The sequence below is a fragment of the Microcoleus sp. T3_B1 genome, from assembly GCF_036700445.1.
Classification (GTDB): Bacteria; Cyanobacteriota; Cyanobacteriia; order Cyanobacteriales; family Microcoleaceae; genus Microcoleus.
Genome location: NZ_JAUBOX010000004.1, coordinates 99,947 through 115,451 on the forward strand (window position 1 = coordinate 99,947; position 15,505 = coordinate 115,451).

7 protein-coding genes are annotated in these 15,505 nt (G+C 47.4%); 3 read left to right on the top strand and 4 right to left on the bottom strand.

The annotated features are described in order from the left end of the window. The first annotated feature begins 128 nt into the window (after positions 1-128). Positions 129-752, top strand: coding sequence for a Uma2 family endonuclease (locus tag QT990_RS03950; RefSeq protein WP_333310388.1), 624 nt, complete (start codon positions 129-131; stop codon positions 750-752). 105 nt (positions 753-857) lie between these two features. Here the strand turns inward: QT990_RS03950 and QT990_RS03955 are convergent, their stop codons facing one another. The 4 genes from QT990_RS03955 to QT990_RS03970 all read right to left on the bottom strand — a co-directional run bounded on the left by QT990_RS03955 (position 858) and on the right by QT990_RS03970 (position 8,264). Next, the gene (locus QT990_RS03955) at positions 858-1,205 is read right to left on the bottom strand and encodes a XisI protein (RefSeq protein ID WP_333408332.1); all 348 of its coding nucleotides are present in this window, start codon (positions 1,203-1,205) and stop codon (positions 858-860) included. Beyond that, the gene (locus QT990_RS03960; RefSeq protein ID WP_333141219.1) at positions 1,181-1,609 is read right to left on the bottom strand and encodes an element excision factor XisH family protein; all 429 of its coding nucleotides are present in this window, start codon (positions 1,607-1,609) and stop codon (positions 1,181-1,183) included. Before QT990_RS03960 ends, QT990_RS03955 begins: the two co-directional genes overlap by 25 nt. A gap of 159 nt (positions 1,610-1,768) precedes the next feature. After that, on the bottom strand, positions 1,769-4,639 hold the full coding sequence (locus QT990_RS03965) for a zinc-dependent metalloprotease (protein ID WP_333300602.1): 2,871 nt from the start codon (positions 4,637-4,639) through the stop codon (positions 1,769-1,771). A gap of 106 nt (positions 4,640-4,745) precedes the next feature. After that, positions 4,746-8,264: a hypothetical protein gene (locus tag QT990_RS03970; protein ID WP_333464959.1), complete on the bottom strand. Its 3,519-nt coding sequence runs from the start codon at positions 8,262-8,264 to the stop codon at positions 4,746-4,748. A gap of 635 nt (positions 8,265-8,899) precedes the next feature. On the opposite strand from QT990_RS03970, the gene QT990_RS03975 reads away from it, so the two are divergent. Both QT990_RS03975 and QT990_RS03980 read left to right on the top strand, forming a co-directional pair. Next, entirely contained in the window at positions 8,900-9,076 is a 177-nt protein-coding gene (locus QT990_RS03975) for a hypothetical protein (RefSeq protein WP_333464960.1), read from the top strand. Between the two features lie 228 nt (positions 9,077-9,304). Continuing rightward, on the top strand, positions 9,305-15,502 hold the full coding sequence (locus tag QT990_RS03980; RefSeq protein ID WP_333464961.1) for a DUF4114 domain-containing protein: 6,198 nt from the start codon (positions 9,305-9,307) through the stop codon (positions 15,500-15,502). Positions 15,503-15,505 lie beyond the last annotated feature (3 nt).

A 15,505-nucleotide genomic window follows, 5' to 3' on the forward strand; every position in this document is an offset into this window, starting at 1 on the left:
AGAAGAGGTGTCAAAGTTTACGATATACTTCGTTAACGCACCCTACAAGAGCAGCGATTTATCTCTCTACCTCACGTTAAGCTAGAAACAGACAACAGAGAGCCAACCTACGCAAAAGGTTAATATCAATGGTTGCGATCGCCCAAAAAACCCTTTCCTTCGAGGAATTTCTCAACTGGGATGACGAGTCCGGCAGGTCATTCGAGCTAGTCAATGGAGTTGCCATGCCCCTGAGTGAACCCACAACCAAACATGAGGATGTCGTCGATGGTTTATGTCGTCTCTTGGTGGATCATTGCCAATCCTTGAACCTTCCCTACGTTCCTCGACAAAGTAAACAAGTCAGATTGAACGCTGCCCCCGGTGAAAGTGAATCGAGTCGTAAAGCCGACATTGTGGTGTTTGCCAAGGAAGAATGGGTCAGAATGCGTCAAAGTTCTGCCTCTGCTGCTGCCTATATTCCACCTCCCTTGGCGATCGAAGTTGTCAGTACGAATTGGCGGGATGATTACCGCATCAAATTGAATGAGTATGAAACTTTAGGAATCCTGGAGTATTGGATCGTTGATTATGCAGGGTTGGGAGGCGTTCAGTATATTGGTTCTCCAAAACAGTCTACGGTGACTATCAACCGCTTAATCGAGGGTGAATATCAGGCACTGCGATATCAAGGAGAAGCCATTATTGTTTCTCCAACTTTTCCTCAGTTGGTATTAACCATCGCTCAAATTCTTGCCATGACAGAAGTTTAGTGTTTCTAACTTATCTGTAAGGTACTCAGTATTGCCAAAAAATTATTAAGGTACGATATACCCTATCAAGCTGATATTATCTAAAATCTTCGTCAAGAGGAGAAACTATGCGATCGCATATCCAGTATGCTGTCGGACTTCGGGTGGATGGAAAGCAAGAACAATCTGGTCTTTGGGTACGCCAGAGGCGACGAGTTCATCAGTGATGCCGTCTTCAATACCATCATAATGAATCCAGATTTTGTCATTGCGAATTTCGGCATGAACCACATAGCCATGAACTCGCAGATGATTTTCCCAACCTTCATGTATCAGCATAAAATGGTTGCGATCGCGGCTGACCACCACATAGGTAATCACATCCCCATAAGTATAAGGAATATCCGCATAGTATTGGAGAATTTTCTCCAACGTCTCACGCCATTCGTCTACGGGTTGATTTGCGGTTTCCATTGGATAATCTCCTCCGTGTTTGGGTCAAAAACTATCAGGCGAAAACCTGGTTCTTCTAGCAGCAATTGCCCAGCTTCTTCTTTAAACAACGTTTCAAAGGTGTTGCGATTAACAGCTAGGTATAGACGACGCTCTGGCTCTCGTCTTTGCAGCGTTCTGGCGTACATAAAGAACTGCCCCCAAGCATTTTCGAGGTCATTAATGGGCGAAGGGCCCAGAAAGCTTTTGATCTCGATCGCAATTTTTTCAGACCCTCGTTCAGCCGCAATTAGTTTCTGGGCACCCAAATCGACAAAGACCGAGCGGCCCCCAATTTTTAGAATCAGTGGGTCATGAGTGATTGTCCAGCCATCTTTGATGAGGGCAGTGCAGACAATATCGTGATAAAGGTCTTTGGCAGGCATAAGGGCTATTCTTTTTAGCTTCCCTGTCTATCTATCGTATACGACGCAAGTTCAGAATTATTTTAACTTGACGGAGATTCTAAGAAACCGGGTTTTTGACCAAATCTGCGGGCGGCAACGAAATATCTTCCTCAAAAACCCGGTTTCTGGACTCCCAAATTAATTCGACTGAATTTGCGAATTCAAAACCTTAGAAATTCGATCTCGCGTTTCCTCCAAATGAGCCCGCGTATAAGCATCCGCATTCCGATCCAGATTCCGAATACTCTTGCTCAAACCCTCCCGCAACTGCCGCAACTCGTACCACGCCAAACTCCGCGCATCCTCTGGAACATTCGTTTTTCGCAGTACCATTCCGATCAAAATTGCCAAATGTTCCCGCTGCAAAGAACGCCTAAAAGTTGAAATTTGCATCTTCTTTTCCGGCTGCAAAACCTCTTGCCAGATATCCTTTTGCACAGTATCCAACACTTCCGGCAACCTCAAAGTAGTTTCCGGCGCTGATTTTAACTCGGCATCCCGCAGTCGCGCCAAGCGCACCGGCGATAGCAAAACCCGCAACACAAACCGCTGCAAAAAAGTAATTCGATCGCCGATCGGGTAATCTAGAGGAAACACCAAAGCCGGACTTCCCCAGTGATCCCAGCGCGACGGTGCCAATTTATTCAGCAATTCCGGCGCAAAACTAAACGCATCCGGTGCAAAAACGTACTTCTCTAATGTTGCTAAAGCTTCTCGCTGCTGAGAAAGTTCGATCGGCACAAACGGCAACTTCGCATTAGTATCTCCAGGGCGAATCCGACTAAACGACTGTCCCCCCACATACAAAGTAGCATTCATCACTTGGTTGACATAATACCCGAACACCGAATCAAACATCACCCGCAGTTCGTTATAACCGTCTTCCCCAACCGGAATTCGCTTTTCCAAACGCTTCCACATCGCCCTAGCATTATCCAATTGCCATTGCGAATACCTCAGCATATTGGCGCTGAGATCAAAGGTATTTGCAGCGGGATCGAGATCGACAGAATCCTCATCCGGCGCGTAAGCTAATTGGGCTTGGGCAGCGCGGCTGGCAATTTGTTGCAGCGCTGGTAAGTCGCTGTTCGGGTTTACGCCGCCAATCACCTTGTAACCGTACTCGATCGCCCAATCGTCATAAGGCCCTACAATCGTTGGATAATAGTCGCCCTGCACAGTTCCGGCAGGTGCCAAATTAATCGGTACATAATCCATCACCGACGCAATCATACCTTGCGTGCGAGTTACCTGAGTATTGTTCAAATCCTCCGGTTGCAGCATCGTACTCCCGTGAAAATTGTGCCTCAAACCAAGAGTGTGACCGACTTCGTGCGCCGCCAAATATCTGATATATTGATTAACATAATTGTCAATCGCCCCACTGCTAGGCGCTGCATTTTCCAACAGATCCATCGACATTGCCCCCATCGCAAACTGGCGGCTCGATTCCAACCCAAAACACATATCCGAACTCGACATCAACCGCGATAAAGGCGAGCGCTTTTGCTCTTGGTATCTTTCTACCAAAGTCGGCAAATCATCAGCCATTCCACCTTGAGCATTTTCCCCGCTGCTTTTTCCTAAATCCCCATTTTCTAGCACATTCAAATAGCGAGAATACATCCCGAACTGACAGGGATTGGTATTAGAACCGTTTCGCCCTTGAAAACTCTTAGATAGCGATCTATTTTGTTCCACCAAAGACCGATAACCCTGTTTGATTTCCCGGACAACATTAGCATCCAAAAGAATGTCAGCATCCAAAATTTCCCCCGTCAGCGGGTTAGTGCGAGACGGCCCGATGCCGGCAAACTGAGGCTCAAAAGAACTCGACCAGCGGATAGTATTGTAGCGAACGTCAGCCGGGTCCCATTTAGCATTGTCCGGCATTTGTTTGACCTGAATTGCCTCAGTAAAACCTGCTTTTTCAAAAGCTTTGTTCCACTCCAAAACGCCCTCGCGAATTGCGTTTCGGTATTCGGAAGGCACATTATTTTCAATCCAAAAGACGATCGGCTGCACCGGAGGCGACATCGGCGCTGTCGGGATTTGCTTTTGCAAATGCCAGCGATTGATATAGCGCACAAAAGGCTCCCGGCTACTCTTGTCAGAAAAGTCCTTATATGCTGTTAGAAAATAGCCCACTCGCTCGTCCGCAAGTCTGGGCCGATAGCCGTTATTTAGCGGCACTTCCGAGAAACTGTAGTGAATGCGGAGGTTAAAAGCCCGACTGTCAGGAATCGAAGGTAAATAGTTAAGTTCACTGTCATTATCGCTAGAAAAACCATAGACCGAAGCAATCTCCACATTCAGCGGAAACGCTTTAACATCTTTAAAAGAAGACTTGTCTGCATCGATCGAGTAAGAAGCGCCCAAAAGCATCGGCAAAATCGCTTTTACCCCTGGTAAATCGCGTTTTTCGCTCATCAGCAAATCGCCTAAATCGATCAGCAGAGTTTGTCTTTGCGGATCAATGCTTTTGAGAGGCAAAGAATAGAGAATCGACTCGCTAAATCCCCGTGCTACCGAACCTGCTTGCGGGTCGCCCGGACTTGTGCGAAAATTTACATTTGGTATCACAAACTGCACGTTATTTTGGACGCGCCGCAGTTGAAACAAGAAATCGCCGATCGGCATTCCGCTCAAAATGCCCGCTTCCCCCAAACCCGATGCCAATGTCACAAAGCACAGGAACTTTTTGTCGAGTTGTTGCGGTTTAATTTCCAGATATACTTTATCAGTTGCTTGATTGCGGTAAAGAGTAAATAGTCCCTCTAACTTTTGCGCGTCTTTGACAACCTCTTCAAAGGGTGTCAGAGTTGGCTGTTCGCTACTTTGTTCGTTGCTGGGGGGCCCAGATGATAAAGCTAAAGGTAAAAAGAAACCTTTATACAAACTGAAACAGAAAAATGCTAAAGATAATATAAAAAATATCACAGGCAGATTTTTTCTAGGATTTTTTATCTGTGTATTTTTGCTATTTTCAGGAAATATCAATCTTTTCATTGTCAGTATTTAGCCACCGGAAAGAATAGTTTTGAGATTGTCGCGCCGCACTCGCAAGGTTGGGAGCATTTAACTTCTAAAATAACTCACCACTCAAAAATTATAACTATTGTTTCGCCGGCCAGGGAATCATGGGATCTTGAGCCAACCGCTTAGACACTGCAACAGCACCGTAACGGTTGAGGTGGCTGGGGTCGGAAAAAGATTCTCGCGCCTGGGGCCACAATAAACTCTTATCTAGGAAAATTAGTCCGCTTTGAGCTGCTAATTCTTGCATATATTGCCGGAATTCTTGTTCGTAACCTGTCCGCACCGGGTCTAAATAATCTTCAGTCAGAGGCATATTCACAAACACGAGATTGATGTTGCGAACCTTGGTAAATTCGATCAGATTTTTGAGTGCTAGAGCTTGTTCGCCTACCAATTTAAAATTTTGATAGTCGGAGTCGTAATAACCAGATACTTTCGGGTGCTTCTGAAAGTAAGTTTCGGGATTGAAGCGTATATCGATCGGCAAAAAGCCATTTGGTTGAAACTCGCTGACGGGTTTACTCGCAGCAGTGGGCTGAACGTTTTCAGTTGTTTGTTCACCCAGGGCGGCGGTTTGGGGGCTGTCGGTTGCAACAGGGGCTGATGGATTAACGATCGATCGCAAAAACCCTTTAAGTCGATCGCGATTTTTGTAAGTTGCAGAACCCTCCACCAACTTTTGATTCACCAATTGCTGAACATTAGCTTGAGCTTGTCCCAAATTGTTCACCAATTCAGTCGCAGTCGCCACCGGATTGTTGGCGCTTTCCTTCGATGTTTCGGATTCTAATTGATTGGTGGGGATCAGAAAACTACCCCGGCTCAATTGTCTGTAACCTTCCGAAGAAGCGATCGCGTTAAAAGTCAAATCCGGCCGCCCACTGTTGAGAGCCCTCGCCCCATCCGCCAACACCAGCAATTTGGGCAGTTGTTGCGGCGGCAAAATCCGGCGGATGAGCGAATCTACAACCTGGAGAGTAGCTCCATTAACCCCAAAATTGTAAGCCCTCAGCCCCGGATACCCCGACTCTGCCAAAGCTGTTTCCAAAACCGCCGGGTCGATGCCCCGCAGCGCCCTAGAACTACCGACAATTAAAATATCCGGCGGTTTTTTGTGCAGGTGGATGTACTCTTGATAGCGCGCTATCTGATCGTCAAGCTGCTCGCTCCTCAAAGTCGGGAACACCGGAGGAGCAGAAACATCAGCTACAGGAACGCTAGTATTTCCCGGTTTCGTAAACCCAGAGCCATTAAAAGCCTCTTGCTGGTTGGCTTCCGGCGACGGCTGCAAGGGAATTCGAGGCAAATTCACCTCCCCAGAAGGGGGAACGGGGTTCGCGGTTTCGTTCGGAAGTCTGGCTGTAACGTCGCCTAAAGCCTTGGGATCTGAATTTTGACAATTTGGGCCACTGCAAACTTCGGAGGCGCTAGGAGCTTGACTGACAGTCGCAGATTGCAGAAATAGACCGAGGAGCCAATCGGTATTGAAAGTCAGCAGACAGCCGGCGATCGCCCAAATCAAAGCCATTCCCGCCGCGCGATCGGCTCTCACGCCCCCCGGCGCAGCAGCATTTGTTGACAAACCATCGTTGGGAACAAAAAAACCCGAAGCGACAAGCGGTTGCACCGCAGCTTGAACTAACTGCTCGCCCAGATTGTATCCGGGGAGTCTGATTTTGAAGCGGGGCCGCCAGGGGTTGGGCGCCGGAGCATCGAACACCAAATTCTCGCCCAAACCCGAAAAACTCCCATCCTCCGCTGGCGCAAACTCCGGCATCGGTTCCTTTTCCAACACAGCGACTTGCGAAGGAGCCGGTGCGGGTGCCGTTGCTGATTCCTCGTCAACCGCCGTTCTGAGGTCAATTGCGTAGCGCCACAGCGGCACTTTCTGGCCGGCGCGACGCCCGTAGACTCGCACCCCTGATACTCCCGGAATTTGTAACTGCCCCAAGAATTTAGCTACCGGCGGCCCTACCTTCGACTGAGAAGGGCAAGTCAGAGCTTCAGTCATGACGTGCAGCACGTCGGCTTTTTGCAGCACGACAGCCCGAATCCCTCCTGTTTCCAGCTTGCGCCTGAGACTGGGGTTGAGCAACCTGTTCAATAAAAAAGTCAAAGCCAATTGGTCGCCCTCGGCCGCCAGCGTTCTGGTGCTCGCAGCCAAGTCGGGATGGTGGGCTGCCGGCAAGTCCACCCAGTCTATCCACACCGGGGACTCGGGCGCTGCCTGAGAGTCCTTGGCTGGTTCTACGCCGTAGATAGTAGCTGCGCGGAGGCCTTGGGGCGCGAAGGAGGCTAACAAAGGGGCGATCGTGTCGGTGGTTTGCTGCTTGTCGGGGTATTCTTGCCGTTTAGTCTTTTGTCCTTTTTTGGCAGTTTTGCTGCAAAACAGGTGGAGGGTTGCTTCTTTGAGGGTGGCCCGCACTTCGACTCTCGATGCAGCCAAGTGTTGATTTAGCAGTTTGGCGATCGCAGGCACGTCTCCCCACCTGGCCCATTCTTTGAGAATTTTGTCCGGCGAAGTCAAATCCACCCGCAGCACCCAGTCCGGCTTCGCTTCGCCGCTGACTTGGCTGCCGATCAAGGCTTCCCGGAAATCCTCTAGTTGCAGTTTCCGCAGCCTGCCGGCGATGGGTTCTGCGAGCAAGGAGGGGTCGGGGCTGTAAGCTGACTCGCACAGCACCAGCAGCCGGCGTTCCTTGGGCTTGATATTTTCCGGCGCCTGATCCGGCAGGGTTTCCCGGCTGCTTTTGAGTTCTTTTTCGCGAATGCTTACTTTCACCGAAACTCCCATCGGCCCGAGGATTTCGCTGAGATAGCTGGCGATCGCGTCTGGATAGCCCCGGCGCGCCAAAGTTTCCGGCGAAACCGTCAATGTTCCATCGCGATCGCCCTCGCCTGAGTCGGCTTCCGGGGATTGAATCAAAGCTACCGCGCCACGGTTCCCTTTCTGCTGCGGGGGAACGGCGGAACTAAAAGCTTCCCGCGTCGCAGCAGCCGAAGTGTCGATCGTCACGGGGGAAGTTTCAAAAGCTTCTGGGTATTGAATCCGGGAGGCAATCGGCAGACTTTCGGCGTCAAAATCCAGTTCTTCCCGTACTTGTGGCGGGTGGGCTGCTGTTTCTACCGGTTTTGGTGTCTGTTTGAGTTTCTGGTTGTCATTCTTAAATTTGCCGAAAAATCCGCCTCTTTTAGGGCTTGCGGGCGGTTCGTCGGGGGAACTCGCTGGCGGCGGCACTTCGGCCACTTTTGGTTCCGGTTGCTGTGGCTGTTGCTGTCGCTTGGGACTGCTGCAATCGAGCCGGACTGTCCAGTCATTTTGTCGGGAACCGATTTTGCGGCCGCACAGAAACAACTGGTAAATTTTAGGTCGATCGGGCAGCAGTTGCGTTAAATCAGTGTGTTCGAGGGCGTTGGTAAATCTCGCCGTCACCAATTCTTGAGACGGACACTGCGCTGCTTCGCACAAAATGTGCAGGTGATTTCCCCGCAAACGCGCTTGTACTTGAACTTCGGGAAGCCCTAAAGCTTCTTGCGCCCACTGCGACGCGGCCGATCGATTGTCTGCCAATATGCTCCCGTTCGCATTCAACATGGGACTTTAAATTTCGTCAAGGCTGCTTTCGTCTTCTACAGATAGCACATTTCGTCCGTATTTTGGCATATATTAGGCTTCACTTAGGCGAAGTCATCAGTCATTGGTCGTTAGGAATTATTAGCAATCGCACCACACTACATATAGTGTGTCTGCGTCCTGGACTGTACAACCTAGTTTCCAAAGCCTTACTGCTGCGATCGGGTTTTGCGTATTTTTGCAAAAATATAAGTTACTTTTTATACAAAAAACATGAAATTAGTTGGGCGATCGCCAGTCCCAAATTCTCACTCATCCCAAAATTCGTAGCGTGACACTTCAGTACACGGAAGTGGATTAAAGCTTCCATAAAGTTTACTTCCTGATGGCGAACACCGCTTGCGATCGATAAAAGTTATTGATATTCTCAAATGTATCGGTAGCAATAAAACAACCCAATTATTCCATCACATCAATTTTTTTTAGCCGCATCGGCAATTTTTCACCTGTCGATATCGCAGCTTGCGTCCTCAATAAAAAAAACAAAATTCCAGCATCGTCTGGACTCGCTTTGCTTGCGAAAATTTCAAGATTAATATCCTCAGCTTCTGCATAATTTTAGTCACTTTCATCATCAAAAAAAAGAACTTTAAATCATGTCATTAATCGAAGCATCAACCCCCAAAACAACTGCCAATATTTCTCTCATTTCCGACATTGCAGAAGACTTGCCACTAGCAATTTCTACCAATAATTACTCTTCTCCCCCGAAAAATCTTTTAACTATTAACGAAACATCCTCCACAAACCCCAGCGTTGAACTATTACCATAAAACAACCAAATCCTCGATAAAAGCCCTGAAATATCTCCCCAACAAGCAGAGATAAATGCCTTCATCCTCAACCAAGATTCAACACCAACAACCAACAGCATTCCTGAAAAAACGCAAACATCTACAACTCAAACCGACGCCATCACAGGCGATACAACCAAGCCAGCCACTCGCAATAACATCTCTTTCGACTCCGGCATTTTCCAAGCAGACGAAACAGGTAAAATTGTGTTCGATTACCTATCAGACGGAGGCTCGTATCAAGGAGAACTAGCAATTATCAGCCTCAAAGGAATGCAAGAATTTGTTCCCGATTCCCAAGCATTTATCAAAGAAGCAGCCAGACGCGCTTTAAGCAACTCCTCACTCGGTTATATCGCCATTTCTGACAGGACAGAAGCAGCGAAATTCTCTAGTTTCGAGGGAGAAAATAACTTCAATATCGGGGAATACCGAGGAATCAAAACCTTTGCAATGACACCAGGAGATGAAATTGGTATCATCGTAATTCCCAACGGCACAATACAAGAAGCGTACAATAATCCAGCGATTGGCGGTGACAAAAAGCCCTTATTCTCAATGGCGACAGCTAATTCCAGCGATGTTTTTCAACGGGGACAAATAGCCAGTGTTGCGAATGGCGGCAGTATATTTGTCATGGAAGATATGGGGATAGGAGAAGGGAGCGAGGCTGATTACAATGATATCATATTTTCGCTCAAAGGTGCAACCCCTAAAGTCATTTCAATGGATGATGTAATTGCCAAAAACTCCGATTGGCGTACATCAGAGAAAGGCAAAGAATTGATAGCTGACGCTGCGCCAAAAACTGAGACTAAATTAGAAGACAAAAAAGCAGATACTACTTCTGCAACAAATTCTGCTGAAACAAAACCCGAAAATTCTCCAGCGACAGAAACTGAAAATCTGACAATTTCCGAAAATCCCAATTCCGATCCGAATTCTACTGAGATAAAAACGGAAAACTCCTCTGCGACAGAAACTGAAAATCCGACTGTTTCTGAAATTCCCAATTCAGATCCAAATCCTGTTGATCCAAAAACAGATTCTCCCGCAGTAGAAACCAAAAATCCGACTGTTTCTGAAATTCCCAATTCCGATACAAATTCTGCTGAGATAAAAACGGAAAATTCCTCAGCGACAGAAACTGAAAATCCGACTGTTTCTGAAAATCCCAATTCCGATACAAATTCTGCTGAGATAAAAACGGAAAATTCCTCTGCGACAGAAACTGAAAATCCGACTGTTTCGGAAATTCCCAATTCCGATCCGAATTCTGCTGATCCAAAAACAGATTCTCCCGCAGTAGAAACCAAAAATCCGACTGTTTCCGAAAATCCCAATTCCGATCCAAATTCTGCTGAGATAAAAACGGAAAATTCCTCAGCGACAGAAACTGAAAATCCGACTGTTTCGGAAATTCCCAATTCCGAGCCAAATCCTGCTGAGATAAAAACAGATTCTCCCCCAGTCGAAACCAAAAATCCGACTGTTTCCGAAAGTGCCAATTCCGCGACAGATGCTGCGGAAGCAAAATCGGAAACTCCTGCAGCAGTTGAAAGCAAAAATCCGACTGTTTCCGAAATTCCCAATTCTGCGACGGATTTGACTGAAACAAAGACGGAAACTTCTCCAGCAGTTGAAAGCAAAAATCCGACTGTTTCCGAAAATTCCAACTCTCTAACGGATTTGACTGAAACAAAGACGGAAACTTCCTTAACCCCAGAAACCAAAAATCCGACTGTTTCCGAAAATTCCAACTCTCTAACGGATTTGACTGAAACAAAGACGGAAACTTCCTTAACCGCAGAAACGAAAAACTCGACTGTTTCGGAAATTTCCAATTCTGCAACAAATTCGGTTGAAACAAAAACAGAAAAATCTCCCGCAGTTGAAGCCGACAATCCGACTGTTTCAGAAATTTCCAATGCTGTGACAAATTCTGTTGAAACAAAAACAGAAACTTCCCCAGCAGGTGAAACTCAAAACCCAATTGTTGCGGAAAATCCCAATTGGGCGACAAATCCTGCTGACTCAGAAATCGACGCGATTACAGGAGACAAAATCGAAACACCCGTCTTTTTCCAGCCAGAAAAATCAGAAACACCAACAACACCCGCAGCCGCCGCAGACATACTCACCGGCGAAATTGAAAACATCTCCCCAACCCCTACCGACAGCCTCGCAACACCCAGCGAAAGTAATGAAACTTTTCCGCCACTTTCCGACGAAGAAATTGCCCTGCTGTGGGAAAATCTCAACCGCATCTGGGCGGCGACAGAATTAAACGAAAACTCCGAAACCTCAGAGTTAGAATACATCAACGCTAACGAAGATACCGACTCAAACAACCCAACTCGTCTTCCCTTCACTCCCATCAGTCAAAATTATCTGCCAACCGATATCGAAAACACAGCAGATTTCGAGTTGATAAATGGCGGCGACGGGGAAGCTGAAACCTCAGAATCCGCACAAACAGCCATCATTTCCGAAACAGCAACCCCTACGCCCGCAAACAATCAGCCAGAAACCTCTCAAACTACCATCCCAGCCAGCGCCAGCAACTCGGAAACAAACAACAACGAATACACTGTTGCACAAACAGACAGCTTCACAGAAACAACTGCCGATTCTCCCCAACCAACCAAACCGCTAATCGGCATCATTGACACTGGATTTACAGCCAACAATCCCAACATCAACTACAGCCAAATCATCCTCGGCAAAGATGTCATCGACGGTGACAGCAATCCCCTAATTCAACCAAACACAGGAAACCAACACGGGGATGCAATTTTAGAAATAATCAGCGACTCCCACAACCGAAGCGACACCCAAAAATCAAGTGAAATTTGGTTGGGAAGAGCAACGGGTAGCGGCAACTGGCATCAATCCTTGATAGAATTTGTCAATGCAGCCATTGCAGCAAAACAACCCAATGCAGTTGTCAACCTCAGCTTCGACTTAACCCAAATCAATCCCGACGGAGGGCAAACAACACGGCACAAACTGACAGCAGCAGAAACAGCAGCATTGCAATACGCAAAAGACAACAACATACTGATTGTAGCAGCCGCTGGGAATGAAGGGAATCTCATCTCCGCCCTCGGACAAGCCTCAACAGAATTCGACAACATCATCACCGTCGGCGCATCCCAAAACAACTATCGCGCCGCCTATTCCAGCTACGGAAACGGCTTAGATATCCTAGCACCAACAAGCACTCCACCAACAGCAGAAACTGCAACAACCGAAACCAAACAAGGCACATCAATAGCAGCCGCAAAAGTCACAAACACCATCTCCCAAATGTGGGCCGCCAACCCATCCCTCAACTACCAACAAATCAAAAACATCCTCCTCAACACAGCCAAAGACATCGACGTACCCTCATGGGATGAAAGGACAGGATACGGCATTCTCGACGCAGGATCTGCCATTGCTACAGCAGCGGAAACTATCCCGACAATTCCAGTATTGGTGGCCGCAAAATACTTGACAAAATCCCTAATTGATGCTGATGTAAATATCAGTAACTCTCCCAATTCTACCGCAACTAAAACTTCAGAAAGAGCAACTGCAACCACCGCCCCAGGCACACCAAAGGTTACGAGTACCTCAACCGGAGACTCTAACAACGGTACCAGTTCCTATACCGCAGATTTAGCACCGTACCAAACAACTTCTAGCAGTAGTGCCAACGGCACAACGAGTACCAACTCTCGCACCCTGAGCAGCCTTTCAAACACCGAATCAAGCTGGGATAGAAGCACTACCAAAACCAACCACAAGGGCGAATCTTTTGACTCTTCCACCAGCGATTCAGCTACCAATGCCAGCACTCACACCAGCAAAAGCTTTTCTCAAAATTCAACAGAAAGGAAAAATCAATGGCAGGAAAACCGCAGCCGAGTGAAACACGAAGGCACTCGCGCCGACACTAGCGAATCGGCTCAAAAATCCCGCAGTTCTTACGACTATACCACTCCTACACACACCAGGAAAGATGCTTCAGACAGTTACCGCAACAGCAAGTCCAAATCTAACAGCCAATACGCTACGAACCTCAGCATAGCTAAGGGCGATCGTCAAGATGATTGGGGTTCTAAATCAACTTCCAACAGCCGCACTACTAGCGGCAACAACATATCAACTAGCAAGAGTGCGACTCAAACGGCAGGCAATGCTGATTGGACGAATAGCAGTAACGGTAGCAGTTACAACAACACTCACACTGGTGAAGAAACCACAGTCAGCACGTCGAATTCTACTAACAGCAACAGCAGCGGTTTCTCCAAAAACAGCAGCGGAAATGACAACTATTCTGTAACCAACTCTACTTGGGACAACACGACAATTAACGGTGTAGCTATCAACAGCAACACCCGCGACGTTTACTCAGAAGGCAGTACCAACAATCAAAGCAGCTACGATGATGGCAAGTCAAAAAATCACAGCAATCGAGACACCTACACTGTCAATAAATCCGAACAAACCAACAGCAGTCAGGGTTCCTCATATCGGCAGAACAATCGGCACAACAATTACTCGGTCACTCAAGGGAATGACACGCAAACTTACAAACACGGCCCGCAAACCAGCAGCAGGATTACAGATAACTATTCCGTAACGAAGTCGGATGGTTATAGCGCCAATAGTTCTGGAAAAATCACCTCTAAAAACAATCAAGAAACTTATTCCGAGAACCGAATTAAGCATGAAAGCGAGTATAAGATAGATGCTTATACTACGACCACCACGGGAGATGAAGAGACAATTACATCTACTCGTTCCACCAGCAACAATGACGGAACTAACAATACTTCATCCAGCAGCAGCGATACGGTTCGCACCCGCAATGACCAAACAGTTACAGTTCATAAAGATGGTCGGAAAAATAAGAATGAGGGTTCGAGTTACCAAAGATGGTGGAATGAAACAGCAACGGATCGAGGCGTGACTGCGACGACAAACGGTTATGAAAGTTGGAGTTCGAGTTACAGCAGGTCCGAGTTTAAAGGCGGTTACAGTTGGAGTGAAACCATCAGCGGTACTAATTCCGAATCGGTAACGAAAGGGGGGACGACTACTAGCAAGCAAAGCAATTGGAGTTGGACTCGCAGCGGGACGGTGTGGGATGATGGGCGCAATAATTGGAGTGAGAGTTGGTCGAAGTCTAATTGGGAGAATGGGAGGTCTGTACCGGGTGAATCGGAGACGGCGAGGGGGTCTTACGATCCGAAGGGTACGGGGACGCTCCCGAATAATTTGCCAGAAGCTGGGGAGGCGCCGCGGTTGAATAAGGTGCCGAAGAATCGGCCTATAGATTTGAATAAGCCTCCTAAGCCTACTGATAATATTTGGCAAACACCGCCTCGTACTCGTCCGCGAGTAGTAGAGAATGTCCCAGATAATTGGTTTGCTGGCTCTGGTGGTGGGGGTAATCCAGGTTCGGGAAAATTACCTCCTAACAAAATTTCTGCACTGGCAAAAGTTATCCGAGAATTGTTGAGTTTCTTTAGAGCTCTTGGAGAGTTTGTTGCTGGGGCAATATATCAATGGTTGCGTAATAATGGAGAACTTGCTAGATGGTTGTTGCAGGTATTGTCTCCCCAATGGAATGGACTCGAGCAAGATGTAGAGCGAAATCTGCCTAAAAGCTGGGCTTTCCAATCAGGGCGAACCTTCGGAGATGCGGCGTCAATTGTTACGGGGATTTTAGAGATAATTGGAGGTGGCGGTACTGGTGCTGGGGGTGCAGGTTTATGTGTAACAGGAGTTGGTTGCATTGCAGGTGCTCCTGCTATAGTAGCAGGGACAGCTCTAGGGCTACACGGAGCAACTACAGCTTCGACTGGGTTAAAGAATATAGCCAAGCTCCTGGGAGTAGTTTTTCACAGTACAACGGACGGCTCAGAAAGTGCAGGCCCGAGGCGCGGTGAAAATGAGATTCACCCAGATGCAGCGGAGTTAGAAGCAGACGCTAAACGAATTTCTGACGAGTTGTTCGGCAAAGATACTAAGACAGCCGATCTGACGGTAATCGCTGTTGGGCGAGTCATACCTGTAAAAGGAGGTGAACCCAGAAAAGTTGTATCTTCCAGTGCGGGATACTTTACAGATAAACAGAGAAAATTGCTGGAATCACAGGGATATATTGTTATTCCCGATAATAGACCTTTAAAAAATATTCATGCGGAGGAGCGAATGATTTATTGGGCTGATGCTGAAAAAGCTAAAGGAACAATAGTTGGAATTGAATCAATTGGGGTTAGCCATAAAAACGGAATTTGCGAATATTTCTGTAAGTCATTGATGCAAGAAAGAGGTATAAGACCTGGCAGTCGATGGAATCCTACCTACAAACCCGGTCCGAGCAGACAAAATGAACCACCGAGACGATAAAAT

Bases quoted from the DNA above. Each gene is read 5' to 3' on its own strand.
- QT990_RS03950 (WP_333310388.1), top strand. From the start codon at position 129: ATGGTTGCGATCGCCCAAAAAACCCTTTCCTTCGAGGAATTTCTCAAC.
- QT990_RS03955 (WP_333408332.1), bottom strand. From the start codon at position 1,205: ATGGAAACCGCAAATCAACCCGTAGACGAATGGCGTGAGACGTTGGAG.
- QT990_RS03960 (WP_333141219.1), bottom strand. From the start codon at position 1,609: ATGCCTGCCAAAGACCTTTATCACGATATTGTCTGCACTGCCCTCATC.
- QT990_RS03965 (WP_333300602.1), bottom strand. From the start codon at position 4,639: ATGAAAAGATTGATATTTCCTGAAAATAGCAAAAATACACAGATAAAA.
- QT990_RS03970 (WP_333464959.1), bottom strand. From the start codon at position 8,264: ATGTTGAATGCGAACGGGAGCATATTGGCAGACAATCGATCGGCCGCG.
- QT990_RS03975 (WP_333464960.1), top strand. From the start codon at position 8,900: ATGTCATTAATCGAAGCATCAACCCCCAAAACAACTGCCAATATTTCT.